Below are 24,560 nucleotides of genomic sequence, written 5' to 3'. Positions count from 1 at the left end.
TCTACGGCCCGGGCCCGGCCCGGAGGCACCGGGGAACGGGCCACGCTCCGACGAGCGCCCCTCCCGCCCACGAACCCCCAGCTCAGAGCCGCCCGAGCCAACGAGTTTCCACACAGGGCTGGCCGTACGGCAAGATGGGGTGTATCTGCCCACTGCCAGATTTCAAGCTGCCGGACGGTTTCTCTTGGCTGAGTTCATTTACACCATGCGCAAGACGCGCAAGGCGCACGGCGACAAGGTGATTCTTGATGACGTCACCCTGAACTTCCTGCCGGGGGCCAAGATCGGCGTCGTCGGTCCGAACGGCGCCGGCAAGTCGACCGTGCTGAAGATCATGGCGGGGCTGGAGCAGCCCTCCAACGGTGACGCCTTCCTCTCGCCCGGTTACAGCGTCGGCATCCTCATGCAGGAGCCCACGCTCACCGAGGACAAGACCGTCCTGGAGAACGTCCAGGAGGGTGTCGCCGAGGTCAAGGGCAAGCTCGACCGGTTCAACGAGATCGCCGAGCTGATGGCCACCGACTACTCCGACGCGCTGCTCGACGAGATGGGCAAGCTCCAGGAGGACCTCGACCACGCCAACGCGTGGGACCTCGACGCCCAGCTGGAGCAGGCCATGGACGCCCTCGGGTGCCCGCCCGGCGACTGGCCCGTCACCACCCTCTCCGGTGGCGAGAAGCGCCGCGTCGCGCTCTGCAAGCTGCTGCTGGAGGCCCCCGACCTGCTGCTCCTCGACGAGCCCACCAACCACCTCGACGCCGAGTCGGTGAACTGGCTGGAGCAGCACCTCGCCAAGTACGCCGGCACCGTGGTGGCCATCACCCACGACCGGTACTTCCTCGACAACGTCGCCGAGTGGATCCTGGAGCTCGACCGCGGGCGTGCCTACCCGTACGAGGGCAACTACTCCACGTACCTGGAGACCAAGGCCACCCGTCTGAAGGTCGAGGGCCAGAAGGACGCCAAGCGGCAGAAGCGGCTCAAGGAAGAGCTGGAGTGGGTGCGGTCGAACGCCAAGGGGCGCCAGGCCAAGTCCAAGGCCCGTCTCGCGCGGTACGAGGAGATGGCCGCCGAGGCCGACAAGATGCGGAAGCTGGACTTCGAGGAGATCCAGATCCCGCCGGGCCCGCGGCTGGGCAGCATCGTCGTCGAGGTCGACAAGCTGAACAAGGCCTTCGGCGAGAAGGTCCTCGTCGACGGGCTGTCGTTCACGCTGCCGCGCAACGGCATCGTCGGCGTCATCGGCCCGAACGGTGCCGGCAAGACCACGCTCTTCAAGATGATCCAGGGCCTGGAGACGCCGGACTCCGGCGACATCAAGGTCGGCGAGACCGTCAAGATCTCCTACGTCGACCAGGGCCGCTCCAACCTCGACCCCAAGAAGACGCTGTGGGAGGTCGTGTCCGACGGGCTCGACTACATCAACGTCGGCCAGGTCGAGATGCCGAGCCGGGCGTACGTGTCCGCGTTCGGGTTCAAGGGCCCGGACCAGCAGAAGCCGACCGGTGTCCTCTCCGGCGGTGAGCGCAACCGCCTCAACCTCGCGCTCACCCTCAAGCAGGGCGGCAACCTGCTGCTCCTCGACGAGCCCACCAACGACCTGGACGTCGAGACCCTCTCCAGCCTGGAGAACGCGCTCCTCGAGTTCCCCGGCTGCGCCGTGGTCGTCTCCCACGACCGCTGGTTCCTGGACCGGGTCGCCACCCACATCCTCGCCTACGAGGGCGAGTCCAAGTGGTTCTGGTTCGAGGGCAACTTCGAGTCGTACGAGAAGAACAAGATCGAGCGGCTCGGTGCGGACGCCGCGCGTCCGCACCGCGCCACCTACAAGAAGCTGACCCGGGGCTGATCGACCTTGCGCCATCTCTACCGCTGCCCCCTGCGCTGGTCCGACATGGACGCGTACGGCCATGTCAACAACGCGGTCTTCATCCGCTACCTGGAGGAGGCCCGGATCGACTTCCTGTTCCGCCCGGACAAGGAGTTCAAGCAGGGGTCGGTGGTGGCGCGCCACGAGATCGACTACAAACGGCAGCTCGTCCACCGGCACCACCCGGTCGACATCGAGCTGTGGATCACCGAGATCAGGGCCGCGTCCTTCACCATCACCTACGAGGTGAAGGACGACGACCTGGTCTACGTACGGGCCTCGACGGTCGTCGTGCCGTTCGACTTCGACGCCGGACGGCCGCGCCGGATCACCGCCGAGGAGCGGGACTTCCTTGAGGAGTACCGCGACGACGACAAGGAGGAGGCCGTCGCCGCATGACGGTGCTCCACCTCGCTGACGACGGGGAGGCGGCGGATCTCGCGGCCTTCCTCTCCCGGCTGCTCCATTACGACCGTTCGGCCGCGGTGCGGCTGCAGGCGGCCGGCACCGCGCTCGCCGTCTTCGGGCGGCCGCCCTCCTTCGAGGTGCTGGCGATCCGCGCGGTGCGGCTCGCCAAGCCGTACGAGGACGGCCTGGACGCCACCCTCGACGTGACCGTGTCCGCGGGGGAACTGCTGGAGTCGGTCGACGAACAGGCCGCCACGGCCGCCGTGCCGGGGGCGGTGACCGGGCCGCCGTGGGCCGGGGTGCTGCCGCCGCGGGGCGGCTGGCAGGCCGAGCCGGGGCTGCCGGCGCCGCAGGCGCTGCGCGCCACGGTCACCGCAGCGGTCGGTGAATTCCGGTCCCGCACCGAGGAGTTGGCCCCGGACGGCCGTACCAGGGCCGCACTCGACCGGATCGGGCGGGACATCTGGTCCCGGACGGTCGGCGGCACCCGGCTGCCGGTCCGGGCCGTCCACGCGGCGCAGTCACTGGGCTTCCTGCGGCCGGGCGGCGAGCCGGGCAGCGAGGCCGTACTGCTCTCGGCAGGGGCCTGGCTGCGGCTGCGGACCCCGTTCGGGTCGATCGCCGTACGCCGGGCGGGACTCGGGGCGCTGGACGTCAGCGTCCGCTGAGCGCCGACGGCGGTCAGTCGGGGGTGTTGACCATCGAGGCGGCCGCGTAGGTGAGGTAGTTCCAGAGCTGTTCGCGGTGCTCGGCGGAGAGGCCGAGTTCGTCCACGGCCACCTGCATGTGCCGCAGCCAGGCGTCGTGCGCCGCCCGGTCCACGGTGAACGGCGCGTGCCGCATCCGCAGCCGGGGGTGGCCGCGGTTGTCGCTGTACGTCGTGGGACCGCCCCAGTACTGGATGAGGAACAGGGTGAGCCGCTCCTCGGCCGGTCCCAGGTCCTCCTCCGGGTACATGGGCCGCAGGACCGGGTCCTCCGCGACCCCCTCGTAGAAACGGTGGACGAGCCGACGGAAGGTCTCCTCCCCGCCGACCTGCTCGTAGAAGGTCTTCTCCTGAAGCGTGCCGCGCCGAATCTCTCTCACCCTTACATGGTCTCAGACGGGGTGGCCGAGGACTTGGGGCTTAGGACCCGGACCCGGACAGGACCCGGACGCGACCCCGGAGTGCGTGCGGGGACGGGTCCGCGCCCCCGAAGGGGCGCGGCAGGTCAGCCCCGCCTGACGGTGATCGTCGTCCACGCGCCCACGTGCACCCGGTCCCCGTCCTGCAGCGGTACCGGGACGAACGGCTGGATCGGCTCCTCGCCGCCGTTCACCGTGGTGCCGTTCGTCGAGTTCTGGTCGACGACCGCCCAGCTGCCGTCCGGCTGCTGGACCAGGACCGCGTGCTGGTGCGAGACGCCCGGGTCCTCCGGCGGTACCGACAGGTCGATGTCGGGGGTGTCACCGGTGGAGTGCCGGCGGCGGCCGATGGTGACCTGGTTGCCGGTGAGCGTGCGCTGCTGCTCCGGGGAGTACGCGGGCAGGTTGAGGCCGGCCGCCTCCGGGCCCGAGCGCTGCATCATCGCCATGAAGTACTCGCGGTCCGGACCGATCGTCGCGATCCAGGTCGCCGGGCCCTGCGGGGCCTGCGGGAAGGCGGGACCGGGCGGGGCCTGGGTGGCGCCGGGCTGCGGGTAGCCGTAGCCGCCGGGACGGGCGGGCCCGCCGGGGCCTGCCGGACCCCCGGCCTGCCCGGGCGGGGAGATCACCCAGTCGTCGTCACCGCCGCCGAAGGACGGGCCGCCGGCCGGCGGCCTGGTCTCCTGCGGGAAGCCGGGCGGGGCCGACTGCTGGTAGGCGCCGGGAGCGCCGCCGGTGGTCGCACCGGGGCCGCCGGGCGGCGGCGGAACCGGCGGGCGGGACGGGTCCGAGCCACCGAAGGGCCCGGCGGCGGGGCCGCCGGAGGGGTCGCGGGTGTAGGGGCCGGAGGCCTGGCCGGCGCCGGGCGGGGCACCGAACGCGGACGCGCCGCCGGCGTTCTGGCCCGGGGCGCCGCCGAACGCCGAGGGCGGAGCGGAGGGGCCGCGCTCGCCGCCGTAGGGCGGGGGAGCGGACTGGCCGCGGTCACCGCCGCCGAAGGCGGGCGGGCCGGACTGGCCCGGGGCGCCGCCGAACGCCGGCGGACCGGACTGGCCACGGTCGCCGCCGCCGAAAGCGGGCGGGCCCGACTGGCCGCGGTCGCCGCCGCCGAAGCCGGACTGGCCGGAGGGTCCCGCCGGGCCGGGCGGCGGTCCCGAGGGGCCGCGGTCGGCGCCGAAGGGGGACTGGCCGCCGCGCTCGCCCGCGAACGGCGTCGGGCCCGAGGGCTCGCTGCCGAAGGAGGGGATCGGCTCGGCCGGACGGTTCACCTGCGAGGGGCGCGAACCCTGGTACTCGTACGAGTCGCCGCCGCCGCCGAACGACGGCGGGGCCGGCGGCCGGAAGGTCGGCGCGGCCGGGCCGCCGCCCGCGGGCGGGCGCGGGGCGGCCGGGGTGTACGAGGTGGCCGTGTTGGTCAGGAAGTTCCAGCGGCACTCCTCGCAGAACGGCGCACCGCCCTCACGGGGCGTACGGCACTGCGGGCACAGCTCCGGCTCGTGCGCGTTCGGCACCGCGGACAGGTGGCGGCCGCCGCCCATCGGGCCACCGGCCTGGGCACCGGGTGCGGGCGGCGGGAAGCCGTAGCCGCCGGCGGTCGGCGGGGGCGGCGGAGGTACGGCACCGGCCATGCGGTGACCGCACACCTCGCACCAGTCGTCGGAACCCGACTGGTGTCCGTTCGGGCAGGTCGGCATGGCGGGCTTCCCTCTCTGTCAGGATCGTCCTGAGCCTGTCTGGGTGGTCCTGCGTGTGGACTGTCAGGTCACTTCTTTACACGAACAGTCTTTGTGGACCGTGTTTCGAGAGTCATCTCGTCGGCCTCCTCGACCTTCGCCTTCAGTCGCACAGTACCTGTCGTGGCGTCGACCACGTCCACCACCTTCGCAAGCAGTTTCGCAGTATCCGCGTTCCCGGAAGCGCTTGCCAACTGAACGGCCCGACCCAGTTTGGCCGTTGCCCCGTCCATATCGCCCGCTTTGCGAAGATCGAGCCCCTGCTGGATGGCTTGCGCCAGTTCGGCCTGGCCGGTGTAGTGGGCGACCTGGGGGTTGATGGAGGTCGAGGCGACCATGTCGTCCGTCCACACCGCCCTGATCAGTCCCTGTGCGCCGAGGTTCTGGACGCTTCCGTCGGGCTGCGGGACGACCAACGACACCCGCGCGGCGAGCATTTCCTGGCCGAGGCCGGCCGTGGGGACCTCCACGCAGACGTGGTAGTCACGGGACTCGTCGCCCCAGGAACCGGTGGGGTAGTCCCCGGCCCGCGGCCCGGCCTCGGTGCGGCGGTCGGTCAACTGCTCGACCGTGGGCGCCACTTGCTTGACGAACTTGATGGCCGTGCCGACCGGGGTCCACAGCCGCAGCGCGACGTCCGCGACCTCCTTGCCCATCGCCGTCTCCATCATCTGCGTGAAGTCGGCGGCCAGGCCCGTGGGGTCGGCGACGATGTCGGCGGTGCCGAGCAGCGCGGAGGCGATGCCTGTGACTTCTTTCACTTCCCAGTCGGTGCCGACGCCGCGCGCGTCACAGGTGAACCGGCCGGCGCAGGAGTCCAGGGCGGCCTTCAGGTCCTCCGGCGACTCGTGCTCGTTGCGGCCGTCGGTGAGCAGGATGCCGTGCCGGATGGTGACGTCCGCGGAGGACAGGAGCCGGTCGGCGAGGCGCAGCCAGGTGCCGATCGCCGTTCCGCCGCCCGCGCTGAGCCTGCGCAGCGCCTGCTTGGCCTGCTCGCGCGAGGTGCGGTCGGCCACCGCGAGCCGCCCGCCGCCCGGGTAGACCTCCTTGGCCACGTGCGTGCCGCCGATCACCGCGAAGTGGGTGCCGTCGCGCAGGGTGTCGATCGCGGCCGCTGTGGCGTCCCGGGCGTTGCGCATCTTGGTGGGCGGGTAGTCCATCGAGCCCGAGCAGTCGACCATGATCGCCACCCCGGCGGCGGGCCCCTGCCCGGGTGCGTACGACGCGCCGACCGCGGTCCCGACGGTGCCGCCGCCGGTCGACGTCACCGTGACGATCGCGCTGACCTCGCGGCCGCCCTCCGGCAGGTACTCGTTCTGGTACACGTCCACCGAGAACTGCGGCACGCTCGGTTTCGAGAAATTGGCCATGACTGCTCTGGTCCCCCTCCACCCCACGCGTGGTGGGTGCTGACGGTGTGCGGACCGGTCCCCTCCGGTCCGCCGGTGCTTCCCCGTACGTCTCGCCGTACGCCTCTTTCCCCGCGCGTCTCTCCCGTTTGCGGCCGATTTGCGGCGGCCTCAGGCGGATCCTGCCCCCTGCGGCGGTTCCGGGAACGGGAGCAGCGCCACTGTTACGTTGTCGTGGCCGCCACCGTCCAGGGCGTGGCCGACCAGTACCCGGGCCGCGTGCAGCGGCCGTACGTCCGCGTCGGCGGGAACGATCTCGGCCATCTCCTCGGCCGTCTCCGCGTAGTTCCACAGGCCGTCGGTGCACACCACCACCACGCCGGGCCGGTCCGGCTTGAAGGAAGCGGTGTGCGGCTCCAGCTCGTAGGCGTCCGCGCCGAGCCAGCCGGTGATCGCGTGGGCGCGCTCGTCGGCGTACGCCTCCGCCTCGCTCATCAGGCCCGCGGCGACCATCTGCGCGGCCCAGGAGTCGTCCTCGGTGAGCCGGGCCGCCGGGGCGGTCCGGTCCACCGGCACCCAGTAGACGCGGCTGTCGCCGACCCAGCCGACCACCAGCAGGCCCGAGGCCACGATCGAGGCGACGATCGTGCACGCCGGGGCGTTCTGGTGCGGGGTGTGTTCACGGGCCGACGGCGGCTCCTCGGCGAGGGCGTTGACGGCCTGGGAGGCGGCGACGATCGCGTCGTGCAGCGCCTGCTGCGGATGGGTGCCCTGCTCCAGCGCGGCCAGCAGCGCCTCGACGGCGGCCCGGGAGGCGGCCATGGAGGCCTCGTCGGGACGGGTCGCCGAGGAGACGCCGTCGCAGACGACCGCGAGCGCGGCCGGGGTGCCGTCGGGCAGCGCGGTGTGGCCGACGGCGAACGCGTCCTCGTTGCGGTGGTGGCGCAGCCCGCGGTCGCTGACGGCGGCCACCGGGCCCGACTCCTGCTCCATGTGGTCGCGCTCGCGGGGCTGGGCGTGCCCGCAGTTCTCGCAGTACCCGTCGTCGTCGACCCGGCCCGCGCGGCAGGCCACGCAGACCTTCGGCAGCTCGGTGGTCTCGGCGCTCTCCGCGCTCTCGGCCGTCTCGGCGGCGGAGGCGGCCACCCGCGGGTCCGGCGCCTGCAGCGGGTACTCGTCCGGCTCCGGCGGCCGGTCGAACCGGACCCCGGAGGCCGGCGTCACCGGCGAGGCGTGCGGGGGCGCGCCGTGCGGCGGCGGGGCGGCCGGCGAGCCGTGCGCGGGCGGTTCCGCGGGCAGCGGTGTGCCGCCCGAGTCGGTGCCGGGCAGGTCGGTCGGCAGATGCGGTGCCGCGGGCGTTCCGGAGCTCTCCGGCTCGGGCGGGGGCCAGTCCACGCCCGAGGATCCCACACCGGCGGCGCCCATGGTGAGGGTCGGGTGGTCCTGCGGCGCGGCGGGCACGGCCGACAGGTCGTACCCGCACGCACCGCAGAACAGGTCACCCGATTCGAGCGGCTCCGCGCAGCTCGGGCACTTCGCCGGTGCGGCCTGCTGGGGCATCTGCGACATCAACTACACCCACGTCCGGGGGCGGTAACGGTTGGCCCGTTCCACCAGGTCGATCCTCTCCTCACCGCCGGTCGCCAGTCTGGCCAGCGTGCGGTACGAGCGTTCCAGGCCGAAGCGGAGACCCCGCTCGTCCAGACCGCTGCCGAGCAGCACCCGGCCGCCGACGACGGGCTGGGAGTCCCGGCCCCCGGAGAGTATCCAGTCCAGCGCGCAGCCGAGGACTTCCGCCGACAACTGCTCGCGCCGGGCCGGATCCAGACCGTACGCGTCCAGCGCCTCGATCTGCCCGGCGGCGGCCGTCAGGTCGTCCAGGAACGGCGTGTCGTCGGCCGCCGCGGTCCGGTGCCGCAGCCGCGCCCGTACGGCCGCCACCCGGGCCGCCGTGTAGTGGATCGAGGCCTCCGGCACCGACTCCAGCGTCCGTACGGCACCCCGCCGGTCCCCGGCCGCCAGCTGCACCCGGCCCAGGCCGAACGCGGAGCTGACGAAGCCCGGGTCGGTCGCCCACACCAGCCGGTAGTACTCGGCCGCGTTGTCCAGCTGGCCGAGCACCTCCGCGCACAGGCCGAGCGCCAGCTTCGGCGCGGTCTCGCCCGGGAAGGCGTCGTAGATCGCGTCGAAGGACAGCGCCGCGCCCTCGAAGTCGCCGGTGACCAGGCCGGCCACGCCCCGGCACCAGACCACCCGCCAGTCGTCGGGCCGCTCGTCCTCCAGCTGGCCGAGGCTCACCAGCGCGGCCTCGATGTCGCCGTTCTCCAGCCGCGCGCGGACCTGCCGCAGCTCGGTCTCGACCGTCTGCGCCGGCGCCGCGGCCAGCGCGCTGAGCAGGCTGACCTCGCCCACCAGCGAGGTCGACAGGCCCGCCAGGAAACCGGCGTTCGGGTCGCTCTGGTCGACCAGCGGGACCGGCAGGGCGAACGCGGCGGCCGCGGTGGCGATGGGCCGCACCAGGGCGGGGTCGGCGGGCGCCGCGCCCCCTCCCGACGGCTCCAGCGCGAGCGTCCGGGAGGCCACCGCCCGCCCGCCCAGCCGGGACACGTCCCCGTCCAGCTTCGGGAACAGCTCGGTGTCCGTGACCTTCACCTCGGGCCCGAACAGCGTGGACAGGGCCGGCCGGGCCGTGCCGGTCTGCACCGAGACGACCTCGCGCAGCACACCGGTCAGCTGCTCGGCCATCTCCTGCGCGGAGGCGAACCGGCGCGCCGGGTCGGGGTCGGTGGCCCGGACCAGCAGCCGGTAGAACGACTCGTACTGCCGGAACACCTCGATGTTGTCCGGGTCGGGCAGCGAGTCCACGAAGACGGTCGTGTAGCCCTGGAAGTCGAAGGTGAGGACCGCGAGGGTACGGCCGACCGTGTACAGGTCGGAGGCGACCGATGGGCCGACCTCGGCGACCTCGGGCGCCTGGTAGCCGACCGTGCCGTAGATGGCCGACTCCTCGTCGTCCATCCGGCGCACCGCGCCCATGTCGATCAGCTTGAGCTGGTCCTCGGTCTGGATGGCGTTGTCGACCTTGAAGTCGCAGTAGAGGAGGTTGCGGCTGTGCAGGTGACCGAGGGCTTCGAGGGCCTCGATGCCGTACGCGCAGGCCTGCTCCACCGGCAGCGGGTCGCGGCGGCCCTCCGGGGTGCGGCGGCCGTTGGCGATCTCCTTCAGCGACTTGCCGCCGACGTACTCCATGACGATGTACCCGTCGAGGGAGCCGGTGCGCTGGTCCAGGTGCTCGACGAAGTTGTAGATCCGCACGATGTTGGCGTGCTCGATCTCCGCGAGGAACCGCCGCTCGGAGATCGCCGCGGCCATCGCGTCCTGGTCGCCGGTGTCCAGGAGGCCCTTGAGGACCACCCAGCGGTCGGAGACGGCCCGGTCCACCGCGAGGTAGATCCAGCCCAGGCCGCCGTGCGCGAGACAGCCCACGACCTCGTACTGGCCGTGCACCACGTCCCCGCCCTTGAGCTTGGGCACGAACGAATACGGGTTGCCGCACTTGGTGCAGAACCCCTCGGTCCGCCCCGGCCGCTCACCGCGGGCCCGCCCGACCGGCGCCCCGCAGTCCGCCCGCGAGCAGAACCGCTTGCGCTCCGGCACCTCGGGGTTCTCCAGGACCATCTCGCGCGGGTCCGGCTTCGGCACCTGCGGCACCGCGACCAGACCGGCGCCCAGCCGGCTGCGCCCGGACGTGCTCGCCGAGGAACCGGAGCTGCGCACCGACACGGAGCGGCCCGTCGTCTTTCCCGACAGGGACCGCGACAGCCGCCCGGAGACCGAGCGCCGCGACTTCGAGGACTGCGACGACGTACGCGAACTGCTGCGGCTGCTGCGGCTGCTGGACCCCGAACTCCCGCTGCCCGTCGAACCCCTGCCGCCGGCCGTGATCCCGGTGGCCGACGAGCCGACCATCCCCTTCGCCGAGACGACCGGGGCCAGCCCGCAGGTGTCGCAGTACAGCTCACCGCCGCCCACGTCCTCGTACGACCCCTCACAGCCCGGCCGCTGGCACGGTTCTCCCGCCTGACTCACGGCTTACTCCCCCCTCCGGTCCTCGGGCCCGCCCTGCTGCGGCACCCGCGGCGCCCCCAGCGCCTCGGCCACCGACTGCTGGTAGCGCAGCACCGCCTGCTCCGCGACCCTCAGATCGCAGGGCGCACTCCACAGCATCCGCCGGGCCGCGTCGTACCGCTCGATCAGGAACGGGTCCTCCGCCAGCCCGTGCCGGGCCACCTTCGCCTTGTACGCGTCCAGCCGGCCGCGCAGCTCCGCGCGCACCGCGAGCGGCGCGGTGACCGCCGTCAACGACTCACGGGCGCGCAGCAGTTCGTCCTCCGCCTTCTGCTCCAGAGACTCCAGGAGTGGCGACAGGCGGTGCCACTGGGCCCCTCTGCGGTACTCGGCGGCCGTCGCCAGCTGCTCCTGCAGCACGGTCGGCGGGCCGCTGACCACCGGCACCTCGGTCGCCGCGATCTTCGCCAGCACCTCACCGCGCGCGGTGCGCGCCTCGGCGAGGGTGCGGTCCGCGCGGGACAGCACGTCCCGCAGCTTGATCAGCCGGGCCTCGGCGTCCTGCCGTACCGTCAGCACGGCGTCGATCTCCCGCCGCACCTCCTCCAGCGCCCGGGCCTCCCGGTCGTACACCGCGGTGTCCGGACGGCCGCCGCCGGGCGCCGAACTCCCCGGCGCCGGCACCCAGAACGCCAGCGGGTCCGAGACGACGTCCTCGCGGAGCTTCGTCAGGGTCCGGGTGATCCGCTCCAGGTCGTCGCCCGCCGGGTGCTCGCCGGGGCGCACGCCGACGGAGTGCGCCAGCTTGCGGGTGCGCTGCAGCTCCGCGGCGAGTAAATCGATCCGCGCGGGCAGCGCCGACCACACCGCGTCGGCGGTGACGACCATGTTCAGCGAGGTCGCGTACAGCTCGTTCATCCGGTCGACCAGGGCGGTCAGCGAGAACCGCTCGCTGAGCCGGCCGCCCGCCGACAGCAGGGTCGGCGCGTTCGCCGTCGCGGTCGCGCTGCCCGCCACCGTCACGGACTCGCCGCGCAGCAGCTCGGTCAGCTCCACCAGGTCCTCACGGCTGGACCAGCGGCGTCTGGCTCTGATCTCCCGGGCGGAGCGCAACGCGTCGGTGTAGGCGTCGAAGTACGCCCACAGCAGGGTGATCGAGGCATCCGCGGACATCCACCGCTCCCGGGTCGTCCCGGTCAGCTCGGCGCCTTCGAGGAGCCTGCGGCCCGCGTGGTCCTGCAGGGCGAGCAGCGAGGTCTCGATCGCCTCGTGCTCCGCACCGAGCCGCGCCAGCGCACGGTCCACCTCGTCCCGGTCCATCAGCGGCCCGGCGGGGTCCGTGACGCCCATCGATCACCTCTCGCTTGCTCGTCGGGGCTGGGCCTCGCGGATGCGGGTCAGCTGGTGCGCAGGTACTGCGGCGCGGGTGGTTTCGACGCCGTCGAGTCCGCTCCCAGTGTCGCCGACAACCACTTGTCGTACGACGCCTGCCAGCCGTCGGACCGGTACTCCACCAGGATCTGGTTGACCCGGCGGACCAGATCGGTCGCGTCCTTCTTCATCGCCACCCCGTAGTACTCGGTCGTGAAGGCGGCGCCCTTGAGCTCGACCGTCGGGTCCTGGGCGGCCTGGCTGGCGGCCAGCGCGCCGTCGGTGACCACCGCGTCGACCTCGCCGAGCTGCAGCCGCACCAGGCAGTCGAGCTGGTTGGGGACGGTGGTGGAGATGTCCGCCGACGCGGGCAGCTTCCCGGACTTCCTGTCGGCGTCCAGCTTGGCGTACGCCGTCGAACCGGTCGCCGTGCAGATCTTCTTGTGCGCCAGCGTGTCGTTGTAGCCCGTGATCGACGACGACTTGGGGGCGAGGACCTGCTGCCCGGTCTTGAAGTACGGCGCGGAGAACGCGACGTCCTTCAGCCGGTCGCAGTTGATGGTCATCGTGCGCACCACCATGTCGACCCGGCCGTCCTGGATCGCCGGTATCCGCTGGCTCGTCGGAATCGCCTTGAACTGCACGGCGTTCGGGTCGCCGAGGATGTCCTGGGCGATCCGGTGCACCAGGTCGATGTCGAAACCCTCCAGCTCCGCGCCCGAGTTGTTCGGGTTGCGGTAGCCCCAGCGGTAGCTGTTCTGGTCGACGCCGACGATCAGCTTCCGCTTGGCGCCGGTACGGGCCTTGATGGCGTCGATGGTGGACCCGTCCGCGCCCGACGGCGACCAGGTCTCGTTCTGTGCCTGGGAGTCCACGCACTTGTCGGCCTTCGCCGGGGTGCCGGTGGCCAGCCCCGGACCGCCGAGCCCCGTGCCCTGGCCGCCCGCACCGCGGGACTGGGTGAGCGGCAGCAGCAGGACGAACGCCAGCGCCAGGGCGCAGCCGATCGCCATCGCGCCCACGCCGCCCCAGCCGCGCAGGGAGGCCCTCATCCGCCGCACGAACATCGCCACGCCCCCTCTCACCGGTACTCCGAAAGCCTGCGCCCGATGCCGAACAGCGCGCCGGCCGCCGCCGCGACCCCCAGCATGGCGGCCCCGATGGGCAGTCCGGACATCGCGTCCCGCCCGTCGGTGGCCTGCTCCCTGAACCGGGTCTCCTCGTAGGCCAGCGCGTTCTTCAGGTTGGTGTCGACGCTGTCGAAGCACTCGGCGGTCGCGTCCTTCGTGCCTATCACCTTGTCCAGCGCCGCCTGGTAGTCGCCGTTCTCGTCCTCGGTGCGGGCGTCGGCGTGCCGCTCCTTCCACACCTTCATGTTCCCCTCGGCCGCCACCACGGGCTTGCTGCCGGCCGTGCCGTCCGCGAGCGCCGCGGCCTCGGTGAGGCCCTTGCCGAGCGCGCTCATGTCCTTGTCGAACTCGTAGTAGTACGCGTCGTACGTCTGCCCGCCGACCGTGACCGTCTCGGCGCCGCGCGCCACCAGGCTCAGGTTCTCGTTCCCGCGCGCCTTCAGGGAGGCGATCCGGGCGTCGTGCAGCACGTTCAGCGAGCGGACGCCGTGGTCGTAGGAGCCGTCCAGGCCGGACCGGGCGAGGGTGTGGCCGACGACCAGCCACAGCAGCGTGACGACGGTGGCCGCGGAGGCCGCGACCAGGCCGTGGTTCAGCACGCGGTTGGTACGGCGGTAGTGGCGCAGCTGGGCCCAGGCGAGCGCGGCGAGCGCGAGGACGCCGAGGGCGATGGCCGCCCAGGGGTACGGCGTCGCGTCCGAGTAGTCGGAGGCGAGGCGCGCGTTCTCCTTCGTGTAGAGGTCCTCCGCCGCCGGGAGCATCTCCAGCTGCATCTTCTCGTTCGCGTACCGCAGGTAGGCGCCGCCGACCGGGTAGCCCTGCCGGTTGTACACCCGGGCCCGCTCCACCAGCCCCTTGTACTCCGGCAGCAGCGTGTTCAGCTTCGCGACGGCCGCCTCGGAGGGCGAGCCGGGCTCGGAGTTGGCGGCGGCGGTGACGAGCTTGGCGGCGGCGGTCCGGATGTCCTTCTCGTACCGGGCGCGGGAGGCGGGCGATTCCTGACCGCCCGCCAGGAAGCCGCTGGAGGCCGCGGTGTTGGCGTCGGCCAGCGAACGGTAGATGTCGGCCGCGCCCGAACTCAGCGGCTGGCTGCGGTGCAGCACGTCGTCGGCGGCGGCCGCGCGGTCGGTCATCTGCCAGGCGGTGACGGCACCGAAGGCGACGATCAGCACGGCGAGGACGGCGCCGATGACGCGGAGCCGGCCGGGTTCGGTGGTGGCGGCGGTGCGCAACTGCTCGACGCCCTCCGCGAACGCGGAGCGGCGGCGCGGGGGAGCGGCGGCGGGCGTGGGGGAGCCGGTCCGCTGCGCGGGCAGGGCGGTGCCTGCGCCTGGCGGTGCCGCGCTCTTCGTCGGCGGGTGTGTCACGTGACCTCCCCCATGGTCATCCGGTCGCCGCCCAGTATCGCCGCCCGGACTGACATTCGGCACCGGCCTTCACTGGATCTTGATCGGATCGCAGCGGAACCCCTGCCCATGAATACGCCGGGGGGATCGGTTCGGTTCCGGAGGGGTGGTGACGGTGCGTACCGGGGCGCGGGTGCGTGGGGGCTGGTCGCGCAGTTCCTCCCCCAGCCTTCGGCTGGGGGTACCCCCAGCGCCCCTGACGGGGCGCTGCACTCGCGTCAGCTACATAGCTGCGGGCAGGCGTGCCGCAGGGCGGCACGGGTGGGCGCTGGGGGTCCCCCCGGCCGAAGGCTGGGGGAGGCACCCGGCCAGCGCCGGTAAGCGTCCCCACCCGCCCCCACCCCGGGTCACCTCTCGAAATACGCCCGCACCCTCTCCTGCACAGCCACCCCCGCCCCCACCACGTCCAGGCCCAGCAGCGCAGCGCCCAGCACCGGCCGCGCCGTCACCACCCTCGGCACCGCCTTCGGCGCCCGCGCGGCCAGCAACTCGCGCACCCCGTCGTCGAGTTGCGGATGCCCACCCGCCAGCACCCCGCCCCCCAGCAGCACCGGCGTCTCCTCGTCCAGCAGCTCCAGCCGCGTCAGCGCGACCACCGCCATCGCCACCACCTCCTGCGCCAGCCGGTCCACGACCGCCCGCGCCACCGGGTCGCCGTCGGCCGCCGTCGCGAACAGCACCGGCGTCAACTCGTGCCGCCGGGACGGCTCGACGTCCTCCCGGTGCAGCGCCTCGATCAGCGCGAGCATGCTGTCGTACCCGAAGTACGCCGGGAGCGCGCGGGCCAGCGCCGTGCCCTCCCCGCGGCCGTCCTCCGCGCGGGCCGCGTGCCACAGGGCCTCCTCCGCCAGCCCCCAGCCGCCGCCCCAGTCACCGGAGATGCGGCCGAGGGCGGGGAAGCGGGCGGTACGGCCGTCGGGGCGCATGCCGACGCAGTTGATGCCGGCACCGCACACGACGGCGACCCCGCGCGGCTCGGTGACACCGGCCCGGAAGATCGCGAAGGTGTCGTTGCGGACCGCCACCGTCGCCCCCCACGCGCGCGTGGCCAGCGCGGCGGCCAACTGCTCCTCCTCGAAGGGGAAGTCGGCGTTGGCCAGGCAGGCGGAGACGTGGGCGACGGAGGTGACCCCGGCGGCGGCGTACGCCTCGGCGACCGCCGTCGCCACCTCGTCCACGGCCTGCTCCACGCCCACCACCGGCGGCCGGAAGCCGCCGGCCCGGGTCGTGGCGAGGACCTCGCCGTCCGCCGCCACCACCGCGACGTCGGTCTTGCTGTTGCCCGCGTCGATGGCGAGGACACTTGCGGTCAGGCCCACGCGAGGTGCTCCCGGTTGTGCGCGATCAGTCGGTCGGTCAGGGCGTCGGCGTACTCGTACTGGCCGATGAGGGGGTGGGAGAGCAGCGCCCGGAACACCCGGTCCCGGCCGCCGCGCAGGGCCGCCTCCAGGGCCAGCTCCTCGTACGCGGTCACGTTCGCGACGAGCCCGGCGAAGAGCGGGTCGACGTCCGGGACGGGCAGCGGCACCGGGCCGTGCGCGCCCACCGCGGCCTGCACCTCGATCACCGCGTCGTCGGGGAGGAAGGGCAGCGTGCCGCCGTTGTACGTGTTGACCACCTGGTAGGGGTTCCCGCTGCTGCCGAGCAGGGCCGCGGCCAGGTCGACCGCCGCCTCCGAGTAGTAGGCGCCGCCCCGCTTGGCGAGCAGCTCCGGCTTCTCGTCGAGGGACGGGTCGCCGTACATCTCCAGCAGCTGCTTCTCCATCGCGGCGACCTCCTCCGCGCGGGACGGCTTGGTGCGCAGCTCCCGTACGACCTCGTCGTGCGCGTAGTAGTAGCGCAGGTAGTAGGACGGGATCACGCCGCCGAGGCGGTCGAGGAGGGCCGTGGGCAGCTTCAGGTCGGCGGCGATCGTGTCGCCGTGCTCGCCGAGCAGCTTGGGCAGGACGTTCTCGCCCTCGGGGCCGCCGAGGCGGACCGCCGTCTCCCAGGTGAGGTGGTTGAGGCCGAGGTGGTCCAGGTGGATCTCGGACGGCGTGACACCGAGCAGGTTCGCGAACTTCCGCTGGAAGCCGATCGCCACGTTGCACAGCCCGACCGCCTTGTGGCCGGCCTGGAGCAGGGCGCGGGTCACGATCCCCACCGGGTTGGTGAAGTCGATGATCCAGGCGTTCGGGTTGGTGCGGCGGACCCGTTCGGCGATGTCCAGGACGACGGGGACCGTGCGCAGGGCCTTGGCGAGGCCGCCGGCGCCGGTGGTCTCCTGGCCGATGCAGCCGCACTCCAGCGGCCACGTCTCGTCCTGCTGCCTGGCCGCCTGGCCGCCGACGCGCAGCTGGAGCAGCACCGCGTCGGCGCCCTCGACGCCCGCGTCCAGGTCGGAGGTGGTGACGATCCGGCCGCCGTGGCCCTGCCTGGCGAAGATCCGGCGGGCCAGTCCGCCGACCAGTTCCAGGCGTTCGGCGGCCGGGTCGACCAGCACGAGTTCCTTGATGGGCAGGGTGTCCCGCAGGCGCGCGAAGCCGTCGATGAGTTCGGGGGTGTAGGTCGAGCCTCCGCCGACCACGGTGAGTTTCATGCTTGGTTAACCCTTCACTCCGGTGAGCGTGACGCCCTCGACGAACGCCTTCTGGGCGAAGAAGAAGACGAGGATCACGGGGGCCATGACCAGCACGGTCGCGGCCATGGTCAGGTTCCAGTCGGTGTGGTGCATGCCCTTGAACGACTCCAGGCCGTAGGAGAGGGTCCAGGCGCCCGGGTTCTCCGAGGCGTAGATCTGGGGGCCGAAGTAGTCGTTCCAGGCGTAGAAGAACTGGAAGAGGGCTACGGCGGCGATCCCCGGCTTCGCCATCGGGATCACCACCCTGAGGAGGGTCCTGAGGTCGCCGCAGCCGTCCACCTTCGCCGCGTCCAGGTACTCGTTCGGGATCGTCATCAGGAACTGGCGCAGCAGGAAGATGGAGAACGCGTCGCCGAACGCCATCGGCACGATCAGCGGCCACAGCGTGCCGGAGAGGTCCAGCTGCTTCGCCCAGAACAGGTACATCGGGATGATGACCACCTGCGGCGGCAGCATCATCATCGAGATCACCAGCATCAGGGACAGGTTGCGGCCGCGGAAGCGGAACTTCGCGAGCGCGTACGCCACCGGGAGCGAGGACACGACGGTCAGGACGGTGCCCAGGCCCGCGTAGATCAGGGTGTTCTTCCACCACGTCAGGAAGCCCGGGGTGTCGAACACCTTCTTGTAGTTGCCCCACTCCCAGGTGTGCGGGATCAGGTCCCGGCTCAGCGCCTGGCTGTCGCTCATCAGCGAGGTCAGGAACACGAACACGAAGGGGAGGGTGAAGAACAGGGCGGCGGCGACGCCGAGCGAGTGCACCGCCACCCAGTTCAGCAACGCCTTGCGGCGGGCGGTGCGTTCTGCCTCCGACACGGGGGCCTTCAGCTCCGCCGGCCGGTCCAGCACTTGGGTCATCGTCAGTCACCTGCCTGGATGAGACCGCCCCGGCGCCGCATCAGGATCGCGGTGAACGCCATGGACAGGGCGAAGAGCACGAGGGCGACGACGCACGCGGAGCCGTAGTCGAAGCGCTGGAAGCCGAGGTTGTAGACGAGCTGGGGGAGGGTGAGCGTCGACTTCTCGGGATAGCCGGGCTCGAACTGCGTGCCCGCGCCCTGGATGACACCCGAGGCGACCTTTCCGGCGATGAGCGGCTGCGTGTAGTACTGCATCGTCTGGATGACACCCGTGACGACCGCGAACATCACGATCGGCGAGATGTTGGGCAGCGTCACGAACCGGAACCGCTGCCACGCGGAGGCGCCGTCCAGCTCCGCCGCCTCGTACTGCTCCTTCGGCACGTCGAGCAGCGCGGCCATGAAGATGACCATCAGGTCGCCGACGCCCCACAGGGCCAGCAGGGTCAGGGCCGGCTTGGACCATGCGGGGTCGTTGAACCAGCCCGGGGCCGGGATGCCGACCTTCTCCAGGATCGAGTTGACCGGCCCGGTACCGGGGTTGAGGAGGAACGCGAACGCCATGGTGGCCGCGACCGGCGGGGCCAGGTACGGCAGGTAGAAGAGGGTGCGGAAGACCCCCGTCCCCGTCCTGATCTTCGTGATCAGCATGCCGACGCCGAGTCCGAAGACGACCCGCAGCGACACCATCACCAGGACCAGCCACAGGGTGTTGCGCAGCGCGGGCCAGAAGTAGGGGTAGTGCTCGAAGACGTACGTCCAGTTCTTCGTGCCGGTCCACGTCGGCGGTTTGAAGCCGTCGTAGTGCATGAAGGAGAAATAGACCGTGGAGATCAGCGGGTACGCGAAGAACACCGCGAACCCGATCAGCCAGGGCGACATGAAAGCGACCGTACGAAGCGCCGACCGGCGGCGCTTCGACGCCAACGTGATGGTGCTCATCGCTACTTGGCCTGCGCGATGTCCGTGTCGATCTGCTTGGCCGTGGCCTCCAGACCGGACTTGAGGTTGCTGACCTTGCCGCTCTCGTAGTCGTACCCGAAGTTCTGGATCGTCGCCAGGTACACACCGCCGTTGATGGAGGCGGGAGACGTCGTGGAGTTCGGGTTGGCGGCGATGTCCAGGAAGGTCTTGAAGCGCGGGTCGTACTTCAGCTTCGGCGACTTCAGGGCGGCCAGCGTGGACGGCACGTTGTGGATGGCGTTGGAGAAGTTCACCACCGCGTCCGTGTCCGTGGTGATGTACTTGACGAACTCCCAGGCCGCGTTCTGCTTCTTGCTGTTGGCGGCGATACCGGCGATGGTGCCGGTGATGTAGCCCTTGCCGTACTGCGCGACCTGGTCGTCGGGCACCGGCAGCGGGGCGACGCCGATGTCGAACTTCGGCTTGGTGGCGAGGGCCATGCCGAGCCGCCACTCGCCGTCGAGCTGCATGGCGACCTGACCGGTCTGGAAGGGGTGCTTGTCGCCCCACTCGTCGCCGAGCGTCGCCCGGTACTTCTCCAGCTTCTGGAATCCGCCGAGTTCGTCGACGAGGTTCTTCTGGAGCGTGAACGCCTCCGTGAACGCCGGGTCCTTCGCGACGTTCGACTTTCCGTCGGCGGTGAAGTACGTCGGCGAGAACTGTGCCTGGTAGTGCTCGGTCGTGGTCTCCCAGCCGTGGTAGTCCGGCATGAAACCGAGCTGCTTGTAGCTGTCGCCCTGGGTGATCGTCAGTTTCTTCGCGTCGGCCGTGAATTCGGTCCACGTCTTCGGCGGGCTGGTGATGCCGGCCGCCTTGAACGCCGTCTTGTTGTAGTAGAGGCCGTACGCGTCACCGAGCAGCGGAGCCGTGCAGCGGTTTCCGTCGTACTGGGTGTACTCGTTCATCGCCTTCGGGAACGTCGTCTCCGGGTCGATGCCGGACTTCTTGAAGAACGGGTTCAGGTCGACCAGCGCGCCCGAGGAGCAGAACTTGCCCACGTTGTTGGTGGTGAACGACGAGATGACGTCCGGGGCCTTGTCGCCGCCGCTGCGCAGCGCCTGGTTGATCTTGTCGTCGGTCATGTTGCTGACGACGTTGACGTGGATGTTGGGGTGCGCCTTCTCGAAGCCGGCGATCAGCGCGTTGACCGCCTTCACCTCGTTCGGGGCGCTCCAGGCGTGCCAGAAGTTGATGGTGGTGTTCGCGGAGGCGTCGTCGTCGGCACCGGAGGACGACTGGCCGGTACAGGCGGTGAGCAGGGCGAGCGAACTGGCGGCCGCGGTCAGGGCAAAAGCCGTCTTTCGGGCAGCGGAGGGTATGGGCATGGCGAGATCTCCCGGGGCGGGCGGTGAGCGAGGGAAGGACTGGCTGTGCGGGGGTCTGAGGGGGCTCAGCGCGAGGTGTCGAAGACCTCGTCGCGGGTGGTCGCGAGCGCGCTCTCCAGCGCGCCGCGCAGCACGGGGTGTTGACGGACGTCGCCGACGACGAGCCGCGGCCGGGCGGCCGCCAGCTCCTCCAGTTCGGCCTGGACGAGGGCGCGCAGCACCTCGCCGCCCGCGGTCAGGGCGGTGCCGCTGAGGACGACGAGTTCGGGGTCGAGGACGGAGACGAGGGAGGCGAGACCGGTGGCGAGCCGGGTCGCGTAGGTCCGCAGCAGCTGGTGGTAGGGCCCGGAGGCGTGGTCGGCGGCGCGGGCGACCAGTTCGGCGGCCACCTCGTCGTACGGCCCGGCCGGCAGGTCCTCGATGCCCAGCTCGCGGGCCAGCCGGGGCACGGCCTGCGAACCGGCGAGTTCCTGGTAGCCACCGCTGTTGGCCTTGGTGACCTGGCGGACCAGCGGGGTGCCCGGCACCGGCAGGAAGCCGACCTCGCCGGCACCGCCGGTCCAGCCGCGGTGCAGCCGGCCGCCGAGGACCAGGGCGGCGCCGAGGCCCTCCTGGTTCCACAGCAGCACGAAGTCGCCGTGGCCGCGGGCCGCGCCGAGCCGCTGCTCGGCGATGGCGGCGAGGTTGACGTCGTTCTCGTACTCGACCGGCATCGGCAGTGCGGCGGCGAGCTCGTCGAGCAGCGCGGGGGAGTGCCAGCCGGGCAGGTGCGAGGCGTACCGCAGCCGGCCGGTGTTGGGGTCGAAGGCGCCGGGGGTGCCGACGACGACCCGGTGGACGTCGTCCCGGGCCAGCCCGGCCGCCTTCACGGCGCCGTCCAGGGCGTCGGTGACCTGCCGTACGACGGACTGCGCGGAGCGCCGGCCGGGGGTCGGCAGTTCGTACTCGCCGACGGTGCGGCCGGTGACGTCGGCGACGGCGGCCCGGATCCGGCCCGGGTTGACGTCGAGGCCGGCGGCGTGGGCGGCCCGCGGGTTCACCGAGTACAGCTGGGCGTTGGGGCCCGGCCGGCCCTCGCTGGTGCCGGTCGCCAGCACCAGCCCGGCCGCCTCCAGGCGGGCCAGCAGCTGGGAGGCGGTCGGCTTGGAGAGGCCGGTGAGCTTGCCGATCCGGGTGCGCGAGAGCGGGCCGTGCTCCAGCAGCAGGTCCAGTGCGGCGCGGTCGTTCATGGCGCGCAGCACGCGCGGGGTGCCCGGCGTACCGGCGGTTCCTGCCATGGCGTTCGACACCTGCCTTTCCAGCCGCTCAGTTTCCCAGTGACCTGGGCGGTAGGTCCACCCGGGTGATCCGCCCGGACCGTACATCCGTTGATCACTGTTAGGAAAGTTTCCTGTTGGCTGGAAAACGTAGGCCGCCGGAAGGAGAGCGTCAATAGCCCGCAGGGGCGGCAACCCAGTCGTTACCTGCGCTTGGACAAGCGAAGGGCCCGCCCGGAAGATCCGGACGGGCCCCGCGGTGTGTCGCCGGCCCAGGAGCAGGACCGTTACTTCACCTTGATGTAGTCCCCGGTGGCCGTCGCCGCCGCGGTGGTCGCCGTACCCGCGAAGACGTAGCGGTAGTAGCCGCTCTTCGACGCCTTCACCGTGGTGGCCAGGGCGCCGCCCGTGCCGGAGGTGATCGCCTTCACGTTCGTGTAGGTCTTGCTGCCCTCGGCGCGGAACTGCAGGGTGGCCTTCTGCCCGGTGTAGCCCGCGTACTTGCCGGTCTCCCAGTTCGCCCGGGTCAGCTTGCCCTTGACGGTGATCGTCTTCCCCTTGGCGACCGGCTCCGGCGAGGCGTCGGCGGTCAGCTGCGCGGCGCGCTGCACCTTGGCGGTGCCGAGGCTGCCCCAGATGGCCACGTCGGACTCGGAGCTGAGGAAGTCGTCCGAGACGGTGCTGTCGAGGTGGGCGTACAGGCCGCCGGCCTTCCACGTGGTGGCGTCCGCGGCATCGTAGAGGTAGTCGCCCGGGTCGACCGGGATGGTCTCCGTGCAGCTCTCGGTGACCGTGGTGTCCGTGGTGGCGGTCGTCGTACAGGTGGGCATGACTTCCGGGTCCAGCTCGTTGCCGAGGGACTTCAGCGTGCCGCGGTAGAGCATCACCGCGGCGAACGTCTTCTTGTTGTCGATGACCAGGTCGGCCGGCCGGGTCAGGGTGTACGTCACGGGCACGTTCACCGTCTTGGTGGTGCCGACGACGATCGCCTTGCCCTTGTTCACGGTCACGTCGGAGAAGACCAGGTTCGGAGTGGCCGCGGAGGCGGCGGGCGCGGCGATGCCGGCCAGGGCCAGGGCACCGGACAGCGCGGTGCCTATGGCGAGCTTTCTCATGTTTCCCCACATTCGAGACGGGCCCCCGGGCGACGTCGCGCTCCAGAACAAGGGCCCGTAGTGGGCCGACCTTAGATCATCGCGGACACGGGGAGAATGCGGGGGGCCTGTGAAGACCGTCTGAATCCGGCCGACGGCCGGATTGTGATCACGGCTGCGTCACGATCTTCGCCGCCCCTGGTCAAGCGGGCCCTTCGTACGGCTTGCTGCTCTTGGACCCACCCCGACACCGACCCGGAGAACGGCGGCTGGCATGACCCCTCGGAGAGGGCTGTTCGTACGGCTGCTGCGGAGCGGCCTCGCCGACTTCACGTCCCCGACGGTCATCGTGTGCGGCCTCGCTCTCGTCGACGACGGCATCGCCTGGCGGGCCCTGGGCGAGGCGGCCCAGGCCGTGACGGCGTGGCTGCTGCTCTCCGTGCTGTGGGCGGCCTGGCGGACCCGCTCGCTGGTGCGTGTGGCGCGCGGGCTGGGCATCGAGGTCTCCGCGGACGCCCTGAACGGCACCCAGACGCACACCCTCACCGGCATCCCGCTCGCCCGCGTCCGCGCCGGACTGGGCGTGGCCCGGCGGGCGTCCGAGGTCCGCGGCGGCAACCCGGTCGACTTCCGGTGGCGCCCGTTCCGGAGCCGGGCGTCCGCCGACGGGACGGTCGCCTACGTCGAGTCCACCGGGGAGACCCACGTCGAGGTCCGCGCCGGCCGACGCCTCGGCGCCGACGTCCTCCTCTTCCGGGGCGCCGCGTTCATCACGCTCTGCCAGCTGGTCCGCACGCTCGAAGGCGGCTGAGCCGGGGGCTGCTCGCTCCCGGCCCTTCACTCGGACGAGCGTGCTGGACCGTTCCGCTACTTCCCGGCCGCCGACGACCGCGGCGAAGCGATCGGTGCCGTGGCCGCCACCTGCGGCGAGTCCGTGTTGGAGAACGCCGACGGGGCGGCCACGGCTGCCGTCGGGTCCGGGGGCTCCTCGTTCAGGAGTACGGCCGTCTCGCCGCCCACGATGCGGATGTGCGCCGCGTCGAACGCCCGCTTGATCCGCCAGCGCAGCTCGCGCTCCACGGTCAGCGCCTTGCCCGGCATGGTCTTCGCGGAGACGCGGACCACCATGGAGTCGATGAGCACGGAGTCCAGGCCGAGCACCTCGATCGGGCCCCACAGGACCTCGTTCCAGGGCTCCTCCTTGGCCATCTTCTCGGCGACCTCGTCGAGGGTGGCCCGGACCCGGTCCAGGTCCTCGTTGGACCGCACGGTGACGTCGACGCCCGCGGTCGCCCAGCCCTGCGAGAGGTTCCCGATCCGCTTGATCTCGCCGTTGCGGACGTACCAGATCTCGCCGTTGGCCCCGCGCAGCTTGGTCACGCGCAGGCCGACCTCGACCACCTCGCCGGAGGCGACGCCCGAGTCGATCGAGTCGCCGACGCCGTACTGGTCCTCCAGGATCATGAACACGCCGGACAGGAAGTCCGTGACCAGGTTCCGGGCGCCGAAACCGATCGCGACACCGGCGACCCCGGCGGACGCCAGCAGCGGCGCCAGGTCGATCTGGAAGCTGCTCAGCACCATCAGCGCGGCCGTGCCGAGGATCAGGAAGCTCGCCACCGACCGCAGCACCGACCCGATCGCCTGCGACCGCTGCCGCCGCCGCTCGGCGTTGACCAGCAGCCCGCCGAGGGTGGTGCCCTCCGCCGACTCGGCCGTCCGGTTCATCCGGTCGATGAACTTGGTTATCGCCCGCAGCACGACCTTTCTGAGCACCACCGCGATCACCACGACCAGCAGCACCTTCAGCCCGATCGCCAGCCACGTCGACCAGTTCTGCTCGACCCAGCTGGCCGTGTGAGCGGCGCTCTCCTGGGCGTCCTGGAGCGTGGGGACGGTCGTTGTCGACGACTCCGAGGGGGTCGGCGACGGCGACGAACCGGCGGCCGTTAGGACGGCGGGCAAGGACACGGCGGGTACCT

The 24,560-nt window shown here is 71.8% G+C and carries 20 protein-coding genes; 4 read left to right on the top strand and 16 right to left on the bottom strand.

Translation table 11 applies throughout. The features are described 5' to 3' along the window. Window positions 1–184 precede the first annotated feature (184 nt). From ettA to ACFZB3_RS14740, 3 genes are read left to right on the top strand one after another with little or no spacing between them, the layout of a single operon-like run. Entirely contained in the window at window positions 185–1,849 is a 1,665-nt protein-coding gene (ettA, locus tag ACFZB3_RS14750; protein ID WP_391374903.1) for an energy-dependent translational throttle protein EttA, read from the top strand. Window positions 1,850–1,855: 6 nt separating this feature from the next. Next, a complete protein-coding gene (locus ACFZB3_RS14745) occupies window positions 1,856–2,269 on the top strand; it encodes a thioesterase family protein (protein ID WP_351700066.1) in 414 nt (137 codons plus the stop codon). Further along, window positions 2,266–2,946: a hypothetical protein gene (locus ACFZB3_RS14740; protein ID WP_391374900.1), complete on the top strand. Its 681-nt coding sequence runs from the start codon at window positions 2,266–2,268 to the stop codon at window positions 2,944–2,946. Before ACFZB3_RS14745 ends, ACFZB3_RS14740 begins: the two co-directional genes overlap by 4 nt. A gap of 13 nt (window positions 2,947–2,959) precedes the next feature. On the opposite strand, the gene ACFZB3_RS14735 is transcribed toward ACFZB3_RS14740, so the two are convergent. The 15 genes from ACFZB3_RS14735 to ACFZB3_RS14665 all read right to left on the bottom strand — a co-directional run bounded on the left by ACFZB3_RS14735 (window position 2,960) and on the right by ACFZB3_RS14665 (window position 22,599). Further along, on the bottom strand, window positions 2,960–3,364 hold the full coding sequence (locus ACFZB3_RS14735; RefSeq protein WP_391374898.1) for a globin: 405 nt from the start codon (window positions 3,362–3,364) through the stop codon (window positions 2,960–2,962). A gap of 125 nt (window positions 3,365–3,489) precedes the next feature. Beyond that, window positions 3,490–5,097, bottom strand: a complete 1,608-nt coding sequence (locus tag ACFZB3_RS14730; protein WP_391374895.1) for an FHA domain-containing protein — start codon at window positions 5,095–5,097, stop codon at window positions 3,490–3,492. Between the two features lie 68 nt (window positions 5,098–5,165). Next, the gene (locus tag ACFZB3_RS14725) at window positions 5,166–6,506 is read right to left on the bottom strand and encodes a VWA domain-containing protein (protein ID WP_391374892.1); all 1,341 of its coding nucleotides are present in this window, start codon (window positions 6,504–6,506) and stop codon (window positions 5,166–5,168) included. A gap of 150 nt (window positions 6,507–6,656) precedes the next feature. Next, window positions 6,657–8,054: a protein phosphatase 2C domain-containing protein gene (locus ACFZB3_RS14720; RefSeq protein WP_391374889.1), complete on the bottom strand. Its 1,398-nt coding sequence runs from the start codon at window positions 8,052–8,054 to the stop codon at window positions 6,657–6,659. Between the two features lie 3 nt (window positions 8,055–8,057). Continuing rightward, window positions 8,058–10,574 carry a tetratricopeptide repeat protein gene (locus ACFZB3_RS14715; protein ID WP_391374886.1) on the bottom strand — a complete coding sequence of 839 codons (2,517 nt, stop codon included), beginning with the start codon at window positions 10,572–10,574 and terminating at the stop codon, window positions 8,058–8,060. 3 nt (window positions 10,575–10,577) lie between these two features. Continuing rightward, window positions 10,578–11,903: a hypothetical protein gene (locus tag ACFZB3_RS14710; RefSeq protein ID WP_391374883.1), complete on the bottom strand. Its 1,326-nt coding sequence runs from the start codon at window positions 11,901–11,903 to the stop codon at window positions 10,578–10,580. 47 nt (window positions 11,904–11,950) lie between these two features. Continuing rightward, window positions 11,951–12,991, bottom strand: coding sequence for a transporter substrate-binding domain-containing protein (locus ACFZB3_RS14705; RefSeq protein WP_391375798.1), 1,041 nt, complete (start codon window positions 12,989–12,991; stop codon window positions 11,951–11,953). A gap of 14 nt (window positions 12,992–13,005) precedes the next feature. After that, on the bottom strand, window positions 13,006–14,421 hold the full coding sequence (locus tag ACFZB3_RS14700) for a hypothetical protein (RefSeq protein ID WP_391374880.1): 1,416 nt from the start codon (window positions 14,419–14,421) through the stop codon (window positions 13,006–13,008). A 386-nt stretch (window positions 14,422–14,807) separates the two neighbouring features. Next, a complete protein-coding gene (locus ACFZB3_RS14695) occupies window positions 14,808–15,779 on the bottom strand; it encodes a BadF/BadG/BcrA/BcrD ATPase family protein (RefSeq protein ID WP_391374877.1) in 972 nt (323 codons plus the stop codon). Next, window positions 15,770–17,038 (bottom strand): 6-phospho-beta-glucosidase, encoded by a 1,269-nt coding sequence (locus tag ACFZB3_RS14690; protein WP_391374874.1) that lies wholly within the window; start codon window positions 17,036–17,038, stop codon window positions 15,770–15,772. The genes ACFZB3_RS14695 and ACFZB3_RS14690 overlap by 10 nt, the downstream gene beginning before the upstream one ends. 6 nt (window positions 17,039–17,044) lie before the next feature. Next, window positions 17,045–17,938 (bottom strand): carbohydrate ABC transporter permease, encoded by an 894-nt coding sequence (locus ACFZB3_RS14685; RefSeq protein ID WP_089107451.1) that lies wholly within the window; start codon window positions 17,936–17,938, stop codon window positions 17,045–17,047. A gap of 2 nt (window positions 17,939–17,940) precedes the next feature. Then, entirely contained in the window at window positions 17,941–18,882 is a 942-nt protein-coding gene (locus tag ACFZB3_RS14680) for an ABC transporter permease subunit (RefSeq protein ID WP_391374870.1), read from the bottom strand. A gap of 2 nt (window positions 18,883–18,884) precedes the next feature. Next, window positions 18,885–20,228 carry an extracellular solute-binding protein gene (locus tag ACFZB3_RS14675; RefSeq protein WP_391374867.1) on the bottom strand — a complete coding sequence of 448 codons (1,344 nt, stop codon included), beginning with the start codon at window positions 20,226–20,228 and terminating at the stop codon, window positions 18,885–18,887. A 65-nt stretch (window positions 20,229–20,293) separates the two neighbouring features. After that, window positions 20,294–21,505, bottom strand: a complete 1,212-nt coding sequence (locus ACFZB3_RS14670; RefSeq protein WP_391374864.1) for an ROK family protein — start codon at window positions 21,503–21,505, stop codon at window positions 20,294–20,296. A 266-nt stretch (window positions 21,506–21,771) separates the two neighbouring features. Further along, window positions 21,772–22,599: a hypothetical protein gene (locus tag ACFZB3_RS14665; protein ID WP_391374861.1), complete on the bottom strand. Its 828-nt coding sequence runs from the start codon at window positions 22,597–22,599 to the stop codon at window positions 21,772–21,774. Between the two features lie 253 nt (window positions 22,600–22,852). On the opposite strand from ACFZB3_RS14665, the gene ACFZB3_RS14660 reads away from it, so the two are divergent. After that, window positions 22,853–23,389 (top strand): hypothetical protein, encoded by a 537-nt coding sequence (locus ACFZB3_RS14660; protein ID WP_391374858.1) that lies wholly within the window; start codon window positions 22,853–22,855, stop codon window positions 23,387–23,389. 56 nt (window positions 23,390–23,445) lie between these two features. Here the strand turns inward: ACFZB3_RS14660 and ACFZB3_RS14655 are convergent, their stop codons facing one another. Further along, entirely contained in the window at window positions 23,446–24,549 is a 1,104-nt protein-coding gene (locus ACFZB3_RS14655; RefSeq protein WP_391374855.1) for a mechanosensitive ion channel domain-containing protein, read from the bottom strand. Between the last annotated feature and the right edge of the window lie 11 nt (window positions 24,550–24,560).

The sequence above is a fragment of the Streptomyces sp. NPDC008092 genome (assembly GCF_042957285.1).
Classification (GTDB): domain Bacteria; phylum Actinomycetota; class Actinomycetes; order Streptomycetales; family Streptomycetaceae; genus Streptomyces.
The sequence above is the reverse complement of the archived record's forward strand: the minus strand, read 5'-3'. Positions and strand labels throughout refer to the sequence as shown.